Genomic DNA, 17,943 nt, shown 5'->3' with positions numbered 1-17,943 from the left:
ATTCCCAGATCAAGACACAAGCTGGCTTGCCTGCGATAACGGTGTGTCAGCCAACCATTTGATGACTGGCCCACTGCAATCGCAGGCAAGCCAGCTCCCACATTTTGACTTGCTGTGCGTCAGTCATATTTTTGAAACCCCACTGACTTAATCTGGCGGCACTCCCTTTGGCTTAAGAAGGTGCCGGCATGATGCTGCGCGTTCTGTTCCTGTTGATACTGCCGCTCTACGCTGCCGCCGCTGCCCTACCCGTTCCCGACCAAGGCCCCGCCCTGCGTATCCAGGGTTCCAATACCATTGGTGCGGCGCTTGGACCTGCGTTGGTCAAGGGCATGCTGGAGCACCAGGGCTTGCAGGCGGTGCACAGCGAGCCCGGCGATGGCGCCAATGAACAACGGGTGATCGGCAAGACGCGTCAGGGCAAAACCGTCACGGTGGAGGTCGCAGCCCACGGTTCAAGTACCGGGTTCAGCGCACTGAAAAAATCCAACGCTGACCTTGCGGCTGCTTCGCGCCCGATCAAGGACAGCGAACTGGTGGACCTTGAACCCCTGGGCGACCTGAAAAGCCCAGAGGCCGAGCACGTGATTGCCATCGACGGCCTGGCCATTATCCTCAATCCGCAAAACCCGTTGAATACCTTGAACACCGAGCAGCTGGCGCAGATTTTCAATGGTGAGGTCAGCCACTGGGAGGATGTGGGCGGCGTCGACGGCGCCATTCATCTGTATGCCCGGGATGATCAGTCCGGCACCTATGACACCTTTAAAGAGCTGGTGCTGAACCGGCGCGGTAAACCGCTGGCCGTGGCCGCCAAGCGCTTCGAATCCAGCGAGGCGTTGTCCGATGCAGTGAGCCATGACCCGCAAGGCATTGGTTTTATCGGCCTGCCGTATGTGCGCCAGGCCAAGGCGCTGGCGATTGTCGACGGTGACTCACAGCCGATGTTACCGGTGACCAGCCTGATCGCCACCGAGGATTACCCGCTGTCACGCCGCTTGTATTTTTACCTGCCGCCGTCGAACCGCAACCCGTGGGCCAAAGCCCTGGTGGACTTTACCCAAAGTGGCAAAGGCCAGGCGATTGTCGCCGCCAATGGCTTTATCGCCCAGCAGGTGCAGGCGATTGCCGTGGAGCCACGGGCGTCGATGCCCGAGGACTATCAAAACATCGTCCGTGACGCCCAGCGCTTGAGTGTGAATTTTCGTTTCGAAGAAGGCAGCGCCAGCCTGGACAACAAGGCGCGCCAGGACTTGCAGCGGGTGGTGGCGTATATAAAAAGCCACGGCAAGCTCGACAAGCAGGTGACGCTGGTGGGGTTTGGCGATGCCAAGAATGACCCGCAGCGGGCGGCGTTGTTGTCAAAGTTGCGGGCAATGGCGGTGCGCCGGGAATTGGTCAAGAGCGGCGTGGTGCTGCGGGATATTCGCGGCTTCGGCGCGCAGATGCCGGTGGCGGCGAACACGGCGGATGAGGGGCGGATCAAGAATCGGCGGGTGGAGGTTTGGGTGTACTGACCGCTCGGGTTTTGTCTTGTAAACACTGGCCTCATCGCGGCATAGGTATCTACACAACCGGTTAACACGAAGCCTGTTGTAAGTGGGCTGTTGTGGCGAGCAGGCTTGCCCTGCGTTGGGCTGCGAAGCAGCCCCAAACCCAGACGCTGAGTTCTTTCAGGAAAATTGCAGTGCCTTTACTGGGCCGCTTCGCAGCCAACGCAGGGCAAGCCTGCTCGCCACAGGAGAAATTGGCTGCCTTCAAAAGTTGGGTAGATGCCTATGCTCATCGCGGGCAAGCCCGGCTCCCACCTTTGGAATGCATTCCAGTGTGGGAGCTGGCTTGCCTGCGATGCAGGCGCCTCGGTGTTACTGCCCGCTGCGCATCAGCTCTTTAGGCACATACTTGCCAATCTCAAACTTGCCAATCGCCGCACGGTGCACTTCATCCGGGCCGTCGGCCAGGCGCAGGGTGCGTTGCATGGCGTACATGTAGGCCAGCGGGAAGTCGTTGGAAACACCGGCGCCACCATGGATCTGAATCGCCCGGTCAATCACCTTCAAGGCCACGTTCGGCGCCACGACCTTGATCTGCGCGATTTCGCTTTTCGCGACTTTGTTACCGACGGTGTCCATCATGTACGCCGCTTTCAGGGTCAGCAGGCGCGCCATGTCGATTTCCATCCGCGAGTCGGCGATCTTGTCGATATTGCCGCCCAGGCGCGCCAATGGCTTGCCGAACGCGGTGCGGCTGACGGAGCGTTTACACATCAGTTCCAGCGCACGCTCGGCCATGCCGACGGAGCGCATGCAGTGGTGTATGCGGCCTGGGCCAAGGCGGCCCTGGGCGATTTCGAAGCCACGGCCTTCACCCAGCAGTACGTTTTCATACGGCACACGCACGTTGTCGAACAGTACTTCAGCGTGGCCGTGGGGTGCGTCGTCGTAGCCGAACACGGGCAGTGGGCGCACGATTTTTACACCAGGGGTGTCAACCGGCACCAGGATCATCGAGTGCTGCTGGTGGCGCGGTGCATCCGGGTTGCTCAGGCCCATGAAGATCAGAATCTTGCAGCGCGGGTCGCAGGCGCCGGAGGTCCACCACTTCTTGCCATTAATCACCCACTCATCGCCTTGACGCTCGGCGCGGGCGGCCATGTTGGTGGCGTCGGATGAGGCCACGTCCGGTTCGGTCATGGCGAACGCCGAGCGAATCTCGCCGCGCAGCAGCGGTTCGAGCCAGCGTTGCTTCTGTTCTTCATTGGCGTAACGCACCAGCACTTCCATGTTGCCAGTGTCGGGGGCGGAACAGTTGAACGGCTCCGGGCCCAACAGCGAGCGGCCCATGATTTCGGCCAATGGCGCATATTCGAGGTTGGTCAGGCCGGCGCCCAGCTCGGATTCGGGCAGGAACAGGTTCCATAGGCCTTCGGCTTTGGCACGGGCTTTGAGCTCTTCCATGATCGCGGTGGGCTGCCAGCGGTCACCTTCGCTGACCTGGCGTTCGAACACCGGCTCGGCCGGGTAAACGTAAGCGTCCATGAACGCAGTGACGCGTTCACGCAGTTCCTGAACCTTGGGCGAATAGGCGAAATCCATGAGCAGCTCCCTTCTCTGAGAGGTTGTTTAGGTCATGCAATCGATGCTAGAACAGCGCTGATAATTTACCTAGCCTATTCTCGGCGTGTATTAACATTCATCACCGATATATGATCGGCGTATGAGCACCTGATAAATCGCCACCTGAAAATAAGAGCGCAACGAAATGAATCTGAGCAAGGTCGACCTCAACCTGTTTATCGTCTTCGACGCGATCTACACCGAAGCCAACCTGACCCGCGCCGGGCAGATCGTTGGTATCACCCAGCCAGCTGTTTCCAACGCCTTGGCACGCTTGCGCGAAACCTTCAACGACCCGCTGTTCGTGCGCACCGCCCAGGGCATGGTGCCCACGCCCATGGCGCAGAACATCATCGGCCCGGTGCGCAACGCGTTGTCGTTGCTGCGGGTGTCGGTGCAGGAAAGCCGAATTTTCAACCCGCAACAGGCGGCCAAGACTTATCGCATCAGCATGACCGACCTCACCGAGGCGGTGATTCTGCCGCTGCTGTTCCAGCGCCTGCGCCGCCTGGCGCCGACCGTGGTGATCGAGAGTTTCTTGTCCAAACGCCGCGAAACCACCAAGGAACTGGCCGCCGGGCGCCTGGACTTTGCCGTGGACGCACCGCTCAACACCGACCCGCAAGTGCGCCACGTCAAACTGATGGAAGATCGCTATGTATGCGCCATGCGCAAGGGCCATCCGATGGCGGGCAAGGACAAGTTCACGCTGGATGACTACCTGTCGCTGACTCACATTCATATCTCCAGCCGCCGCAACGGCCTGGGCCACGTTGACCTGGCGCTGGGCAAGATGGGCATCCAGCGCAAGATCGCCCTGCGTTCCCAGCATTACCTGATGGCTTCGCAAGTGTTGCAGCAGACCGACATGGTGATGACCGTGCCCGAACGCTTTGCCCGCCGCCATGAGCTGCATTGGTTCAACCTGCCGGTCAACGATGTGCCGCCGGTGGAAACCCACCTGTACTGGCACGAAAGCACCGACCAGGACCCGGCCAACCGCTGGATGCGTGAGCAGATGATCGAGTTGTGCCAGCAAGTCACCGCGCACGAAAAGAAACTGGATGGCAAGCAAGCCTAAGCTCTGGTGAGCAGGCTTGCCACAGCAAGCTCCCTCGCCACAGGGTGTGAGTCAATCCAGGCTATTTGCTTGACGTAAACGTCAACCTGCCTTTAGCTTAGCGCCAAGACCTTCTTGAGCGCCACCATGAGCACGACCTACAGCATCTCTGACCTCGCCCGCGAGCTCGACATCACCACCCGCGCCATTCGTTTCTACGAAGAACAAGGCCTGCTGGCCCCGGAGCGCCGGGGCCAGGAGCGCATCTACTCGGCGCGCGACAAGGTCAGCCTCAAGTTGATCCTGCGCGGCAAGCGCATCGGTTTTTCCCTGGCCGAATGCCGTGAGCTGATCGAACTCTACGACCCCACCAGCGGCAACCACATCCAGCTCAACAGCATGCTCGCGAAAATCGCCGAGCGCCGTGAGCAGCTCGAGCAACAGATGCTTGATATCGAACAGATGAAGCTGGAACTGGACACCGCCGAAGAGCGCTGCACCCAGGCGCTGGCGCAGACCATGAACCCGGTTGGTCCATAAACACAAGGTAGCTGCCCATGTCTCTCCCCTCTTATGTGCGCCTGGTGGAAGTCGGCCCGCGCGACGGTTTGCAGAACGAAGCCCAGCCGATCAGCGTGGCCGACAAGGTTCAACTGGTGGACGCACTCAGCTCAGCCGGCTTGAGTTATATCGAAGTCGGCAGTTTTGTCTCGCCCAAATGGGTGCCGCAGATGGCTGGCTCCGCCGAGGTGTTTGCGCAGATCCAGCGCACGCCCGGCGTCACCTACGGCGCGCTGGCGCCAAACCTGCGCGGCTTTGAAGATGCGCTGGCGGCTGGCGTAAAGGAAGTCGCGGTATTTGCGGCGGCGTCCGAGGCGTTTTCGCAGCGCAATATCAACTGCTCCATCAGCGACAGCCTGGAGCGCTTTGCGCCGATCATGACGGCCGCCAAGCAACACGGCATCAGCGTGCGCGGCTATGTGTCGTGTGTGTTGGGTTGCCCTTACGAAGGCCAGATTGCGCCGGAACAAGTCGCCGCAGTAGCACGTGAGTTGTATGCCATGGGCTGTTATGAAGTGTCGCTGGGCGACACCATCGGCACCGGTACCGCAGGCGCCACACGACGGTTGTTCGAAGTGGTCGGCGCGCAGGTGCCACGGGACAAGCTGGCCGGGCATTTCCATGACACCTATGGCCAGGCAATCGCGAATATCTACGCCAGCCTGCTCGAAGGCATCACGGTGTTCGACAGCTCTATTGCGGGCCTGGGCGGCTGCCCTTACGCCAAGGGCGCCAGCGGTAACGTCGCCACCGAAGATGTGGTGTACCTGCTCAATGGTCTGGGTATCGACACCGGTATCGATCTGGAGGCATTGATTCGTGCAGGCCTGCAGATCAGTAACGTGCTGGGTCGGCCGACGGGTTCGCGAGTCGCCAAGGCACGTAACGCCGGTTGAGTAGCTTAGCCGTGACAATGTGTTACCGCACGCATACACATCGAGTAACACGGGAACATATTTTGTCGAATTTGCCGTAGGCAAAACCCTAAACAAAAGTTAAACCATTGATTTTAAATGACTTTTAAAAGTTGGCACGGCTCCTGCTATCTCTATGGCATAACAAGAATAAAAAGCGCCAAACCTAATAAAAATAAGACGAAACGACTCTGACATAACAAAAACAACACGGCAGAGACGCAGCTAACAGATTTTTTTGAAGAAGATGTGCTTCGCAGGGTACGGCGTGCCGACACCCGCAACCGGTTAGAGAAAAATAAAACTACCTCAGGTAGCTGCCACTGGTTGGATCGTTAACGAAGAAGCAGATCAGCGCTCAAAAAAATACGTTTGCTCTTGATCCCGGATGGGGGTCGCAAAAAAACAGCGGTAAAGGGTAACGGTTGCCAAAAACAACAATAGACCGCCCCTCAATAATAAAAAAAGAGCACGCAACGACAAATTAAAGGGGACCTTCGGGTCCCCTTTGTGCTTTCTGTGGAAGCTGGCTTGCCAGCTCCCACATAAGCCTGTGCTGTCAGTTGGATTGGGTTCGCAGCTCCTCGATCGAAATTTCGCGCATGCGAAACTTCTGGATCTTGCCCGTCACTGTCATCGGAAACTCATCCACGAACTTGAAGTGCTTGGGCGTCTTGAAGTGCGCAATGCGGCCCTTGCACCAGGTTTGCAGCTCCAGTTCGTTGGCCACATGGCCGGGATGGAATTTGACCCAGGCAACGATCTCTTCGCCGTAACGCTCATCCGGAATGCCAATGATCTGCACATCGGCCACCGCCGGGTGAGTGAAGAAAAACTCCTCCAGCTCGCGCGGGTACACGTTCTCACCGCCACGAATGATCATGTCCTTGTTGCGCCCGGCGATGCACACGTAGCCGTGTTCATCCATGCTCGCCAGGTCGCCGGTATGCATCCAGCCTGCGTCATCAATCGCGTCGCGGGTGCCTTCGGGGTTGTTCCAGTAGCCGAGCATCACGCTGTAGCCACGGGTGCAGAGTTCACCGATCTGGCCACGGGGCACGGTGTTACCGGCCTCGTCGATAATTTTGTTTTCGAGCTGGGGCTGGGTGCGGCCAACGGTGGTGACGCGCCGCTCCAGGTCGTCATCGGCGCCGGTCTGCAATGACACCGGGCTGGTTTCGGTCATGCCATAGGCAATCTGCACTTCGCCCATATGCAACTCGCTGATGACCCGACGCATCACTTCAATGGGGCACGTGGCGCCGGCCATGATGCCGGTGCGCAAGGTGGCCAGGTCGAATTCGCTGCGACGTGGGTGATCCAGCAGCGCAATAAACATGGTCGGCACGCCGTACAGGCCGGTGGCGCGTTCTTGCGCGACGGCGGTGAGCGTCAGCAGCGGGTCGAAACCGTCATTGGGGTAAATCATGGTGGTGCCGTGGGTGATACAGCCGAGGTTGCCCATGACCATGCCAAAGCAGTGGTACAGCGGCACCGGGATCACCAGGCGGTCCTGCGCGGTGAGGCCCAGGCTTTCGCCGACCATGTAACCGTTATTGAGGATGTTGTGGTGACTGAGGGTGGCGCCCTTGGGGAAGCCCGTAGTGCCGGAGGTGTACTGGATGTTGACGGCTTGATCGAAGTGCAGGCTGGCTTGGCGACTATAAAGCTGCTCGGGCGGGATGCCAGCACCGAGGGCCGCCAACTGCGACCAGGGCATAAATTCCGCTGGCGGGCTGGGGTCCAGGCTGATGAGGCCGCGCACGTCGGGGTGCAGTTCCTGCAACATCGCGTGGTAATCGGAGCTCTTGAATGAGCCGGCACACACCAGCCATGCGCAGCCGGACTGTTTGAGTACGTAGTCCAATTCGCTGCTGCGGTAGGCCGGGTTGATATTCACCAGGATCACCCCGAGCTTGGCGCTGGCTATTTGAGTGATGCACCACTCGGCACAATTCGGCGCCCAGATGCCCAGGCGATCGCCGGTTTGCATGCCCAAAGCCATGAAGGCGCGGGCATGCAAATCCACCGTCTCGGCCAACTCCCGCCAGGTGTAACGGCGTTGCTGATGGCGCACCACCAAGGCTTCGCCATCGGGGTAGTGCGCAACGGTGCGATCGAAAGCCTGACCGATGGTCATGGCCAGCAAGGTCTTGTCCTGGGAGCCACGGCTGTAGCTCGGGTGCGGTTGATCCATAACGACCCCTGTTGTCTTTTTTGTAGGTTGACGTAAACGTAAACTACGATTGACAGCGCCGTAACGCAAGCTTACGTTAACGTAAAGGTGAGCGCCCTCCCTCGCGCCCCACCCACACAACAACAAAGCTCACATTAAGGTGCCTGTCCATGAGTTACCCGTCCCTGAACTTCGCCCTCGGTGAAACCATCGACATGCTGCGCGACCAGGTGCAGTCGTTCGTGGCGAAGGAGATCGCGCCCCGCGCGGCGCAGATCGACATCGACAACCTGTTCCCTGCCGACCTGTGGCGCAAGTTCGGGGACATGGGCCTCTTGGGCATCACCGTGCCGGAAGAGTACGGCGGCGCCGGCCTGGGTTACCTGGCGCACGTGGTGAGCATGGAAGAAATCAGCCGTGGTTCGGCGTCAGTGGCGCTATCCTACGGCGCGCACTCCAACCTGTGCGTCAACCAGATCAACCGCAACGGTAATCACGAACAAAAACTCAAGTACCTGCCCAAGTTGATCAGCGGCGAGCACATCGGCGCCCTGGCCATGAGCGAACCGAATGCTGGCTCCGACGTGGTCTCGATGAAGCTGCGCGCCGACAAACGTGGTGACCACTACGTGCTCAACGGCAGCAAGACCTGGATCACCAATGGCCCCGACGCCAACACCTACGTGATCTACGCCAAGACCGACCTGGAAAAAGGCCCTCACGGCATCACCGCGTTTATCGTCGAGCGCGACTACAAAGGCTTCAGCCGCAGCAACAAGTTCGACAAGCTGGGCATGCGCGGCTCCAACACCTGCGAACTGTTTTTCGATGACGTCGAGGTGCCCGAAGAAAACATCCTTGGTGTGCTCAATGGCGGCGTCAAAGTGCTGATGAGCGGCCTGGACTACGAGCGCGTGGTGCTCTCGGGCGGCCCGACCGGGATCATGCAAGCGTGCATGGACCTGATCGTGCCCTACATCCATGACCGCAAGCAGTTCGGCCAGAGCATCGGCGAATTCCAGCTGATCCAGGGCAAGGTCGCCGACATGTACACCCAGCTCAACGCCAGCCGCGCCTATCTCTACGCGGTGGCCCAGGCCTGCGAACGTGGCGAAACCACGCGCAAGGACGCCGCCGGGGTGATCCTCTACAGTGCCGAGCGCGCCACGCAAATGGCCCTGGACGCGATCCAGATTCTCGGCGGCAATGGCTACATCAATGAATTCCCCGCCGGGCGCCTGTTGCGTGATGCCAAGCTGTACGAAATCGGTGCTGGCACCAGTGAGATTCGGCGGATGCTGATCGGTCGCGAACTCTTCAACGAAACCCGCTGAAGGAGCGCCCCCATGGCCACCTTGCATACCCAGCTAAACCCGCGTTCAGCGGAGTTCGCCGCCAACAGCACGGCGATGCGCCAACAGGTCGACGCCCTGCACAGCCTGCTCGCCCATGTGCAGCAAGGCGGCGGCGCCAAGGCCCAGGAACGGCACACCTCGCGCGGCAAACTGCTGCCCCGTGAGCGTATCAACCGCTTGCTCGACCCTGGCTCACCGTTCCTGGAACTCAGCCAACTGGCGGCTCACCAGGTGTACGGCGAGGACGTGCCCGCCGCTGGCGTGATCGCCGGAATCGGCCGTGTGGAAGGCGTCGAATGCATGATTGTCGCCAACGACGCCACGGTCAAAGGCGGCTCGTACTACCCGCTCACGGTAAAAAAACACCTGCGGGCCCAGACCATCGCCGAGCAGAACCGCCTGCCGTGCATTTACCTGGTGGACTCCGGTGGCGCCAACCTGCCGCGTCAGGATGAGGTATTTCCTGATCGCGAACACTTCGGGCGGATCTTCTTCAACCAGGCCAACATGAGCGCCCAGGGCATCCCGCAAATCGCCGTGGTGATGGGCTCCTGCACCGCCGGTGGCGCCTACGTACCCGCCATGGCCGACGAAGCGATCATGGTGCGCCAGCAAGCCACGATCTTCCTCGCCGGGCCGCCGCTGGTAAAAGCCGCGACCGGCGAAGTGGTCAGCGCCGAAGACCTGGGCGGTGCCGATGTGCACTGCAAGATCTCCGGCGTAGCCGACCACTATGCCGACAGCGATGAACATGCGCTCGCCCTGGCCCGACGCAGTGTGGCCAACCTCAACTGGCGCAAGCAGGGTCAGTTAGTGCAACGCCCGCCGGTGGCGCCGTTGTACAGCAGCGAAGAACTTTATGGCGTGATCCCGGCCGATGCCAAGCAGCCATTTGATGTGCGCGAAGTGATCGCGCGGCTGGTGGATGGCTCGGTATTCGATGAGTTCAAGGCGCTGTTTGGCACCACGCTGGTGTGTGGTTTTGCGCACCTGCACGGCTACCCGATTGCGATCCTGGCCAACAACGGGATTCTGTTCGCAGAAGCCGCGCAAAAAGGCGCGCACTTTATCGAACTGGCCTGCCAGCGCGGGATTCCGTTGCTGTTCTTGCAGAACATCACCGGGTTTATGGTCGGCCAGAAATACGAAGCCGGCGGCATCGCCAAGCACGGCGCCAAGCTGGTCACGGCGGTGGCCTGCGCCAAGGTGCCCAAGTTCACGGTGATCATCGGCGGCAGCTTTGGTGCCGGTAACTACGGCATGTGCGGCCGCGCCTATGACCCGCGCTTTTTGTGGATGTGGCCGAACGCACGCATCGGTGTGATGGGCGCCGAACAGGCCGCCGGCGTGCTGGTGCAGGTCAAGCGTGAACAGGCCGAGCGCGCGGGCAATGCGTTCAGTGCCGAAGAAGAAGCCGCGATCAAGCAGCCGATTCTCGACCAGTACGAAACCCAGGGCCATCCCTACTACTCCAGCGCACGTTTGTGGGATGACGGTGTGATTGACCCGCAGCAGACCCGTGACGTGCTGGCGCTGGCGTTGTCCGCCGCGCTGAATGCCCCCATCGAGCCGAGCCGCTTCGGCGTGTTCCGCATGTAAATGGAGCTGTACCCCATGAGCGATTTCAACACCCTCGAACTGGTCACCGACAGCCGTGGTTTTGCCACGCTGTGGCTCAGTCGTGAAGCCAAGAACAACGCGTTCAATGCGCAGATGATCCGCGAGTTGATCATCGCCCTCGACCAGGTGCAGGCCGATGCGTCCCTGCGTTTTTTAGTGTTGCGCGCACGTGGCAAGCACTTCAGCGCCGGCGCAGACCTGGCCTGGATGCAGCAATCGGCCGAGCTGGATTACCACACCAACCTGGACGACGCGCGCGAGCTGGCCGAGTTGATGTACAACCTGGCCAAGCTGAAAATCCCGACCCTGGCAGTGGTGCAAGGCGCAGCCTACGGGGGCGCGCTGGGCTTGATCAGTTGCTGCGACATGGCGATTGGCGCCGATGACGCGCAGTTCTGCCTGTCGGAAGTGCGCATCGGCCTGGCACCGGCGGTGATCAGCCCGTTCGTGGTACAGGCCATCGGCGAGCGGGCCGCGCGGCGCTATGCGCTGACGGCCGAGCGTTTTGGCGGCCAGCGTGCACGCGACATTGGCCTGCTGGCGGAAAGTTACCCGGCCACCGAGCTGGATGCGCAAGTGGAACTGTGGATCGCCAACCTGTTGCAAAACAGCCCGGCTGCCATGCGCGCCAGCAAGGATTTGCTGCGCGAAGTCGGCAACGGCGCCCTCACCCCGGCGCTGCGTCGGTATTGCGAAAATGCTATCGCGCGGATTCGCGTCAGCGCCGAGGGCCAGGAAGGCTTGCGCGCGTTCCTGCAAAAACGCCCGCCCAGCTGGCAAGCGCAGGAGCCACGTTCATGAGCACACTGACCACTGTGCTGGTGGCCAACCGTGGCGAAATCGCCTGCCGGGTAATGCGCACCGCCAAGGCGATGGGGTTGACCACCGTGGCGGTCCACAGCGCCACCGACCGCGATGCGCGCCATAGCCGCGAGGCCGACATTCGGGTTGACCTGGGTGGCAGCAAGGCCACCGACAGTTACCTGCAGATCGACAAACTGATCGCCGCCGCCCAAGCCAGTGGCGCCCAGGCGATCCATCCGGGTTACGGCTTTCTGTCGGAGAACGCCGGCTTTGCTCGTGCGATTGAAGCCGCCGGTCTTGTTTTCCTGGGTCCGCCCGCCTCGGCCATCGATGCCATGGGCAGCAAATCGGCGGCCAAGGCGCTGATGGAAACTGCCGGGGTGCCGTTGGTGCCGGGTTATCACGGCGCGGACCAGGACCTGGAAACCTTCCGCGATGCCTGCGAACGTATCGGTTACCCGGTACTGCTCAAGGCCACGGCAGGTGGCGGCGGCAAGGGCATGAAGGTGGTCGAGGACGTCAGCCAGTTGGCCGAAGCCCTGGCCTCGGCCCAGCGTGAGGCGCTGTCGTCCTTTGGCAATGGGCAGATGCTGGTGGAGAAGTACCTGCTCAAGCCGCGCCACGTGGAGATTCAGGTGTTTGCCGACCAACACGGCCATTGCCTGTACCTCAATGAGCGCGACTGTTCTATTCAACGTCGCCATCAAAAGGTGGTGGAAGAAGCACCCGCACCGGGCTTGAGTGCCGAGCAGCGTAGAGCCATGGGTGAGGCGGCCGTGCGTGCGGCCCAGGCAATCGGCTATGTGGGCGCCGGCACCGTGGAGTTTTTGCTGGACGCGCGTGGCGAGTTCTTCTTCATGGAGATGAACACGCGGCTGCAAGTGGAGCATCCAGTGACCGAGGCGATTACCGGCCTTGATTTGGTAGCCTGGCAGATTCGTGTAGCTCAGGGTGAACCGCTGCCGATCACTCAGGATCAGGTGCCGTTGGTGGGCCATGCGATTGAAGTGCGCTTGTATGCCGAAGACCCGGCCAATGATTTCCTGCCAGCCACCGGGCACCTGGCGCTGTACCGCGAATCTACTCCAGGCCCGGGGCGCCGTGTGGACAGTGGCGTAGCACAAGGCGACAACGTTTCGCCCTTCTACGACCCGATGCTCGGCAAACTGATTGCCTGGGGTGAAGACCGCGAACAGGCGCGCCTGCGGTTGTTGAGCATGCTCGATGAGTTTGCGGTCGGCGGAGTCAAGACCAACCTCGGCTTTTTGCGGCGCATCATCGGCCATCCGGCGTTTGCGGCGGCTGAACTCGATACCGGGTTTATTCCGCGCTATCAGGATGAACTGCTGCCAGCACCTGGTGCTTTGAGCGATGAGTTCTGGCAGGCGGCAGGGGCGGCGTTTATGCAGAGCCAGCCCGCCGGTGAAGGCCCGTGGGCGGATAACCGAGGCTTTCGTGCCGGGTTGCCGAGCGACGTGTCGTTGCACTTGAGTTGCGCCGGGCAGGACCGGCTGGTGAAGCTGGTAGCGGGCACTGCGCAATTGCGCGGCGAGCAACTACTGATCGAACGCCATGGCGTGCGCCGCGCTTATCTGGCGGTACGCAGCGAAGGCATCCTGTATCTGCGCTGGGACGGCCAGATGCAGGCCGTCAGCTTGTATGACCCGATTGCTGCAGTCGAGGCCAACCAGACTCATCAAGGCGGCCTCACAGCGCCGATGAACGGCAGCATCGTGCGGGTGCTGGTAGAAGTCGGTCAACACGTGGAGGCTGGCACTCAGCTGGTGGTGCTCGAGGCCATGAAGATGGAGCACAGTATCCGCGCGCCTCACGCCGGGGCGGTCAAGGCAGTGTTTTGCCAGGAAGGCGAAATGGTCGCCGAAGGCAGCGCCCTGGTGGAACTTGAGACCACGGACTAGAACTTCGCCGTGGCTTGCACCACTACCCCGAGGATTCGGCACGCATCGGTGAAAAGCTGCTTGGGATAAGTCGGATTGAGCGGCACCAGGTAAAGCTGGCCGCTCTCTTCCATCAATTGGCGAAAGGTCGCCTGGGTGCTGTCGGCCCATTGCGCAACCACCAGCTTGCCGGGTTCGGGCTCGATGGCCGGGTCCACCAGAATCATCATGCCCGCACCGATGCTCAGGCCGCTGGGCGCGGTCATGGCATCGCCCGTTACGGGCAGCCAGAAGGCTTCGCCCTGGGCATGGTAATCGCTCAGTTCAAAACGGGCGGCGCCGTAGGTCGGGCGCTCTTCGCGGATTTCGCAGACGCCTTTCCAGTCGCTGACCGGGTAGCGGAAATACGGGTTGTAGTGTTTTTCCAGCGCGGGTGTTGGGTCGGCCTTTTCGCGAATCTCCAGCGCGACTTCCAGATAGCCGAGCCCCAGCTCGTCCAGCACCCGGTTCATGTCTGCAAGACTGGGCACGCGGCGCTTATTGAGCCAATGACCGACGCCGCCCTGGGACATGCCCAAGCGTTCGGCCAGTTCATCCTGCGTGACCTTGCGGTCTTTCATGTTGGCTTTGACCAACGCTATCCAGTTGTCCATGGAGCCTGACCATACGTTGCGCAATTGCCACGACAATAAACAGTTTGTAGTAATCCATCAAATGACATAAATACGATTCGTATTACTATCAGGTGCAGGTTTTCAACGTCCAGCCAGAGTAATCGCCCTCATGATGACCCTCCCGAATCACCTGCCTTGCACGCCCGAAACCGACGAACTGCTGACCCTGCGCAGCAGTGGCGCCGCGCAGCGGGCACTCGACTATTACCTGAAAGAAGATGTGTCGGCGCCCACGCCTGACGCCGCGTTTTTCGACATCAGGCCCGGCATCAGCCAGGAAGACGCCCTGGTGCACGCATCGGACCTGCTACGCAGTGCGGCGGCAGCCGCCTATGAATCGGCAAGCAACCGGCAGGGCAACCAGCGGGACCTGGCCTTTTCGGTGGTGTATTTGATTGATATGGCCAAAGCGATGGTGGAACAGGCAGTGCAGGTGCCTGCTGCCCAGGCGAACGCCTGACAGGCACGTAAGAAAAATATTTCTATCACACGGATAAAAACATTTGACTTGCAAATGATAATGATTATTATTGGGCTCAGCTGATCGCGAGATCAGTCGATAGACCAAGGGACCTTAGGTCGGACTCTTGGAATATCTCCTCATCAGGCTAATCACGGTTTTTGACCCGGCTCTTTGGCCGGGTCTTTTTTTTGCCAGTTTTTCTGGCGTGGCTTCAGGCTAATGAAGACTGTGTGTTGCTTGATGGCGCGCATGGTAGCAAAAGAGCATCGCCAAAAGAAAGCCGATCGAACGCTCTAGCCCGGATCTTTGCGAAATAGCGCTTGAGAATCAATCTCATAGAATCTAAGCTGCCTCGGCGTCAAGGACGACGCCCCCTTCCCCGTGCAACAATTTTGCACCAAGATTTTGCCTCACTCCTGTGTAAGATATCTGCCACAACAATCCTACGCAGGCAGCCAGCCCATGACAGTGGCCTTGACCTCCATCAAGATCAGCACCGACTTCGACAGCGGCAACATCCAGGTCCTGGATGCCAGCGACGCTTATCAGTTGTTGCTGGCGATCAAACCCGATACTCGCAGCGCACATTTCCAATGGTTCCACTTCAAGGCCGAAGGCATGCATGTGGGCCATACCCACACCTTCCGCCTGAGCAACGCCAGCCATTCGTCATATAAAAATGCCTGGAGTGGTTACAACGCCGTGGCGTCCTACGACCACGTCAACTGGTTCCGCGTGCCCACGCGTTTTGATGGCGATACATTGCACATCAGCCTGCAAACCCGCGAGAAGCAAGCCTGGTTCGCCTACTTCGAACCGTATAGCCGTGAGCGTCACGACTGGCTGATCGAACAGGCCCTGAACCGCGCCGGTACCCAACTGCTCGCCACCGGCAAAAGCGTCGAGGGCCGTGATATCCAGCTGCTACGCCGCGGCAAAGGTGGCGAAGGCCAGCGCAAGGTGTGGATCATCGCCCAGCAGCATCCCGGCGAACACATGGCTGAATGGTTTATGGAAGGCGTCATCGAGCGCCTGCAACAGGACGGTGATGCCGAGCTGAAAAAACTCCTGGCCGTCGCCGACCTGTACCTGATCCCCAACATGAACCCCGATGGCGCCTTTCACGGGCACCTGCGCACCAACGCCATGGGCCAGGACCTCAACCGTGCCTGGCAGAACGCCAGCGAGGCGCTCAGCCCGGAAGTGCTGTTCGCCCAGCAGCAGATGGAGAAATACGGCGTCGACCTGTTCCTCGATATCCATGGCGATGAAGAAATCCCCTACGTCTTCACCGCAGGCTGCGAAGGCAACCCCGGTTACACCCCGCGTATCGAAGCGCTGGAAAAACACTTCCGCAGGCACTTGAGCGCCCTGACCCGCGATTTCCAGACCACCCACGGCTACACCCGCGACCTGCCGGGCGAAGCCAACATGACCCTGGCCTGCAATGCCGTTGGCCAGCAATACGACTGCCTGTCGCTGACCCTCGAGATGCCCTTCAAGGACAACGACGACGCCCCCAACCCGAAAACCGGTTGGTCCGGTGAGCGCTCCAGGCAACTGGGCAAGGACGTGTTGAGCACCGTGGCCGATATCGTCACCACCCTGCGCTGACCCGCCCTGCCCCCCCGGCATCAGCCTTTGGTGCCGGTCATGCTTTGCAGCACACCGTCGCGACGAATCAACCCGTGAAACAGCGCCGCCGCCAGGTGTAACAGTACTGTCAGGAACAACAGGTAGGCCAGGTAGCCATGGGCCTTGCGCAGCAGCGCAAATAACGGTGCATTGGCCGCTACCAACGCCGGCAATTGCACCGAACTGCTGAGCATCACCGGGTCACCGGCCGCCGAAATCATCGCCCAGCCCAGCAGCGGCAGCACCAGCATCAACGCATATAACACGACATGGGACGCTTTGGCGGCCAGCACTTGCCACAGTGGCAGGTCAGCCGGCAACGGCGGCTGACGGGTGGAAAAGCGCACCACCAGCCGCACGATCACCAACGCCAGAATCGCGATACCCAGTGGCTTGTGCAGATGAATCAGCCACTCGTGACGCTCCGACACCGACGCCGCCATGCCCGCGCCGATAAACAACATGGCAATGACCATCAACGCCATCAGCCAATGCAGCAGGCGAGCCAGAGGCGCGAAAAACCGTGGTTGGGCATTCATGGTTTCGACTCCTGAGGGGCACTGTGCAGCGGGCTGACTTCGCCAGCGCGGCGTACGTAGGAACTGGCATAAGCCGCCGAGCGTGCAGCCAGCAGCGGGTCATTGGAGGCTTGGATACCGCTGGGCAGAATCAGCGGGTCAAAGTTGATATCGCGGCAATCGCCGTCAGCCTGCGGTTGGCTGCTTTGCAGCACCAGGGTGCCGGCGTTGAGCACCTTGTGCTCGCCGGTCCAGGCTTTGCTGGCGTCGTCCAGCGGATCGCCGGGGTTGGCCAGGGTCAGGTTCAGCTGCCAACGCAGCGGCCCGGAAGCCAGACGCTGCACCAAATCCTTTTCGAGAAAGTCAGCGCCAGGCGGCGCGGTGTCACCCGTCGCATCCTGGCTCTGTGGCACTACGCCCCAACGCACCGCCTGGCGCTGGCCATCGGCGTTTACCAGGTAAAAGGCATTGATGCCGTTGTAGGTTTCGGTCGCGTAACTGGCCGAGGGCTTGGCGGTCTTGACCCACGCCAGGAACGGCGCCGTCTCGGGGTGCGCGGCAAAAAACGCCGGCATACTGGCCGGGTTCGGCTTGCCGGTGGCCGGCTCGGGTGCGCCGGCCTTGAGCATCTGGTAAAACGCCTCAGGCGTGCCCACCGGGAACACCGGCATGCTGTTCATCCCCGTACGCCATTGCTGGCCGTTGGCCTGGCTGAACTGCACCGCGAAACTGCGGATCGGCACACTGCTGTCCGGCGCGTAGGGGTTGCCGCTGGGCAAGGCGAATCGGCCGATCACCGGGGTTTTCGCCGCGCTGAACACCTGGGCACTGGAGTAAGCGCGCGCCTCGGGGCTGCTCTCGAAGTAACCGGCCACACACACGCCCTTGGCATGGTTACGCCGAAACCCCGGGTGTACACCGTTATTGGTTTCCAGGGCATTGACCAGGGTTTTGGGACGCAGGCGCTGTGGGTCAAGCGTGCCGTTGACGTAGGCGAATGCCCCGGCAACAACCGCCACTACACTGCCAATACACGCCAGCCTGACTAACAAACTGGCGGTACTGAGGGGCGTACGTGGCGGCGATGAGTGATCTACCATGAAAAACTCCAGGGCACGTGGCCACAGGGAAAATGAACTATGAGACGAA

Annotated in this window: 15 protein-coding genes; 10 read left to right on the top strand and 5 right to left on the bottom strand. The window is 60.6% G+C overall.

What is annotated here, in order from left to right:
• Nucleotides 1-188: 188 nt before the first annotated feature.
• Nucleotides 189-1,517 (top strand): substrate-binding domain-containing protein, encoded by a 1,329-nt coding sequence (locus HX790_RS06985; protein ID WP_176991385.1) that lies wholly within the window; start codon nucleotides 189-191, stop codon nucleotides 1,515-1,517.
• Nucleotides 1,518-1,865: 348 nt separating this feature from the next.
• Here HX790_RS06985 and HX790_RS06980 read toward each other — a convergent pair whose 3' ends face one another.
• The gene (locus HX790_RS06980; RefSeq protein WP_058420935.1) at nucleotides 1,866-3,095 is read right to left on the bottom strand and encodes an acyl-CoA dehydrogenase; all 1,230 of its coding nucleotides are present in this window, start codon (nucleotides 3,093-3,095) and stop codon (nucleotides 1,866-1,868) included.
• Nucleotides 3,096-3,261: 166 nt separating this feature from the next.
• Here HX790_RS06980 and HX790_RS06975 point away from each other — a divergent pair, with 166 nt between their 5' ends.
• The 3 genes from HX790_RS06975 (at nucleotide 3,262) to HX790_RS06965 (ending at nucleotide 5,633) form a co-directional block, all read left to right on the top strand.
• Entirely contained in the window at nucleotides 3,262-4,197 is a 936-nt protein-coding gene (locus HX790_RS06975; protein ID WP_017136514.1) for a LysR family transcriptional regulator, read from the top strand.
• Between the two features lie 126 nt (nucleotides 4,198-4,323).
• Entirely contained in the window at nucleotides 4,324-4,716 is a 393-nt protein-coding gene (locus HX790_RS06970; RefSeq protein ID WP_017136513.1) for a MerR family DNA-binding transcriptional regulator, read from the top strand.
• Nucleotides 4,717-4,733: 17 nt separating this feature from the next.
• Nucleotides 4,734-5,633, top strand: a complete 900-nt coding sequence (locus tag HX790_RS06965) for a hydroxymethylglutaryl-CoA lyase (RefSeq protein WP_017136512.1) — start codon at nucleotides 4,734-4,736, stop codon at nucleotides 5,631-5,633.
• A 577-nt stretch (nucleotides 5,634-6,210) separates the two neighbouring features.
• On the opposite strand, the gene HX790_RS06960 is transcribed toward HX790_RS06965, so the two are convergent.
• Nucleotides 6,211-7,848: an AMP-binding protein gene (locus tag HX790_RS06960; RefSeq protein WP_099550044.1), complete on the bottom strand. Its 1,638-nt coding sequence runs from the start codon at nucleotides 7,846-7,848 to the stop codon at nucleotides 6,211-6,213.
• Nucleotides 7,849-7,997: 149 nt separating this feature from the next.
• On the opposite strand from HX790_RS06960, the gene HX790_RS06955 reads away from it, so the two are divergent.
• Genes HX790_RS06955 through HX790_RS06940 form a run of 4 tightly spaced genes read left to right on the top strand, consistent with a single transcriptional unit; the run spans nucleotide 7,998 to nucleotide 13,525 of the window.
• Entirely contained in the window at nucleotides 7,998-9,161 is a 1,164-nt protein-coding gene (locus HX790_RS06955; protein WP_017136510.1) for an isovaleryl-CoA dehydrogenase, read from the top strand.
• Nucleotides 9,162-9,173: 12 nt separating this feature from the next.
• Nucleotides 9,174-10,781, top strand: a complete 1,608-nt coding sequence (locus HX790_RS06950) for a carboxyl transferase domain-containing protein (protein WP_017136509.1) — start codon at nucleotides 9,174-9,176, stop codon at nucleotides 10,779-10,781.
• A gap of 15 nt (nucleotides 10,782-10,796) precedes the next feature.
• On the top strand, nucleotides 10,797-11,603 hold the full coding sequence (locus HX790_RS06945) for a gamma-carboxygeranoyl-CoA hydratase (RefSeq protein WP_017136508.1): 807 nt from the start codon (nucleotides 10,797-10,799) through the stop codon (nucleotides 11,601-11,603).
• Nucleotides 11,600-13,525, top strand: a complete 1,926-nt coding sequence (locus HX790_RS06940) for an acetyl/propionyl/methylcrotonyl-CoA carboxylase subunit alpha (RefSeq protein WP_017136507.1) — start codon at nucleotides 11,600-11,602, stop codon at nucleotides 13,523-13,525. Before HX790_RS06945 ends, HX790_RS06940 begins: the two co-directional genes overlap by 4 nt.
• Here HX790_RS06940 and HX790_RS06935 read toward each other — a convergent pair.
• On the bottom strand, nucleotides 13,522-14,157 hold the full coding sequence (locus HX790_RS06935; RefSeq protein ID WP_017136506.1) for a LexA family transcriptional regulator: 636 nt from the start codon (nucleotides 14,155-14,157) through the stop codon (nucleotides 13,522-13,524). The genes HX790_RS06940 and HX790_RS06935 overlap by 4 nt on opposite strands.
• 130 nt (nucleotides 14,158-14,287) lie before the next feature.
• On the opposite strand from HX790_RS06935, the gene HX790_RS06930 reads away from it, so the two are divergent.
• Both HX790_RS06930 and HX790_RS06925 read left to right on the top strand, forming a co-directional pair.
• A complete protein-coding gene (locus tag HX790_RS06930) occupies nucleotides 14,288-14,638 on the top strand; it encodes a DUF6124 family protein (RefSeq protein ID WP_138454113.1) in 351 nt (116 codons plus the stop codon).
• Between the two features lie 465 nt (nucleotides 14,639-15,103).
• On the top strand, nucleotides 15,104-16,255 hold the full coding sequence (locus tag HX790_RS06925; RefSeq protein WP_099550041.1) for a M14-type cytosolic carboxypeptidase: 1,152 nt from the start codon (nucleotides 15,104-15,106) through the stop codon (nucleotides 16,253-16,255).
• A gap of 20 nt (nucleotides 16,256-16,275) precedes the next feature.
• Here HX790_RS06925 and HX790_RS06920 read toward each other — a convergent pair whose 3' ends face one another.
• Both HX790_RS06920 and HX790_RS06915 read right to left on the bottom strand, forming a co-directional pair.
• Nucleotides 16,276-16,815, bottom strand: a complete 540-nt coding sequence (locus tag HX790_RS06920) for a cytochrome b (protein ID WP_099550040.1) — start codon at nucleotides 16,813-16,815, stop codon at nucleotides 16,276-16,278.
• Entirely contained in the window at nucleotides 16,812-17,894 is a 1,083-nt protein-coding gene (locus tag HX790_RS06915; RefSeq protein WP_138453619.1) for a catalase family peroxidase, read from the bottom strand. The genes HX790_RS06920 and HX790_RS06915 overlap by 4 nt, the downstream gene beginning before the upstream one ends.
• Nucleotides 17,895-17,943: the final 49 nt, after the last annotated feature.

The sequence above is a fragment of the Pseudomonas sp. IPO3747 genome, assembly GCF_013385245.1.
Lineage (GTDB): Bacteria > Pseudomonadota > Gammaproteobacteria > Pseudomonadales > Pseudomonadaceae > Aquipseudomonas > Aquipseudomonas edaphica.
Note: the sequence above shows the minus strand (reverse complement) of the source record. Positions and strands in the feature narration are given on the sequence as shown.

Coding starts and splice junctions, on each gene's coding strand:
- HX790_RS06985 (WP_176991385.1), top strand. CDS start 189: ATGATGCTGCGCGTTCTGTTCCTGTTGATACTGCCGCTCTACGCTGCC.
- HX790_RS06980 (WP_058420935.1), bottom strand. CDS start 3,095: ATGGATTTCGCCTATTCGCCCAAGGTTCAGGAACTGCGTGAACGCGTC.
- HX790_RS06975 (WP_017136514.1), top strand. CDS start 3,262: ATGAATCTGAGCAAGGTCGACCTCAACCTGTTTATCGTCTTCGACGCG.
- HX790_RS06970 (WP_017136513.1), top strand. CDS start 4,324: ATGAGCACGACCTACAGCATCTCTGACCTCGCCCGCGAGCTCGACATC.
- HX790_RS06965 (WP_017136512.1), top strand. CDS start 4,734: ATGTCTCTCCCCTCTTATGTGCGCCTGGTGGAAGTCGGCCCGCGCGAC.
- HX790_RS06960 (WP_099550044.1), bottom strand. CDS start 7,848: ATGGATCAACCGCACCCGAGCTACAGCCGTGGCTCCCAGGACAAGACC.
- HX790_RS06955 (WP_017136510.1), top strand. CDS start 7,998: ATGAGTTACCCGTCCCTGAACTTCGCCCTCGGTGAAACCATCGACATG.
- HX790_RS06950 (WP_017136509.1), top strand. CDS start 9,174: ATGGCCACCTTGCATACCCAGCTAAACCCGCGTTCAGCGGAGTTCGCC.
- HX790_RS06945 (WP_017136508.1), top strand. CDS start 10,797: ATGAGCGATTTCAACACCCTCGAACTGGTCACCGACAGCCGTGGTTTT.
- HX790_RS06940 (WP_017136507.1), top strand. CDS start 11,600: ATGAGCACACTGACCACTGTGCTGGTGGCCAACCGTGGCGAAATCGCC.
- HX790_RS06935 (WP_017136506.1), bottom strand. CDS start 14,157: ATGGACAACTGGATAGCGTTGGTCAAAGCCAACATGAAAGACCGCAAG.
- HX790_RS06930 (WP_138454113.1), top strand. CDS start 14,288: ATGATGACCCTCCCGAATCACCTGCCTTGCACGCCCGAAACCGACGAA.
- HX790_RS06925 (WP_099550041.1), top strand. CDS start 15,104: ATGACAGTGGCCTTGACCTCCATCAAGATCAGCACCGACTTCGACAGC.
- HX790_RS06920 (WP_099550040.1), bottom strand. CDS start 16,815: ATGAATGCCCAACCACGGTTTTTCGCGCCTCTGGCTCGCCTGCTGCAT.
- HX790_RS06915 (WP_138453619.1), bottom strand. CDS start 17,894: ATGGTAGATCACTCATCGCCGCCACGTACGCCCCTCAGTACCGCCAGT.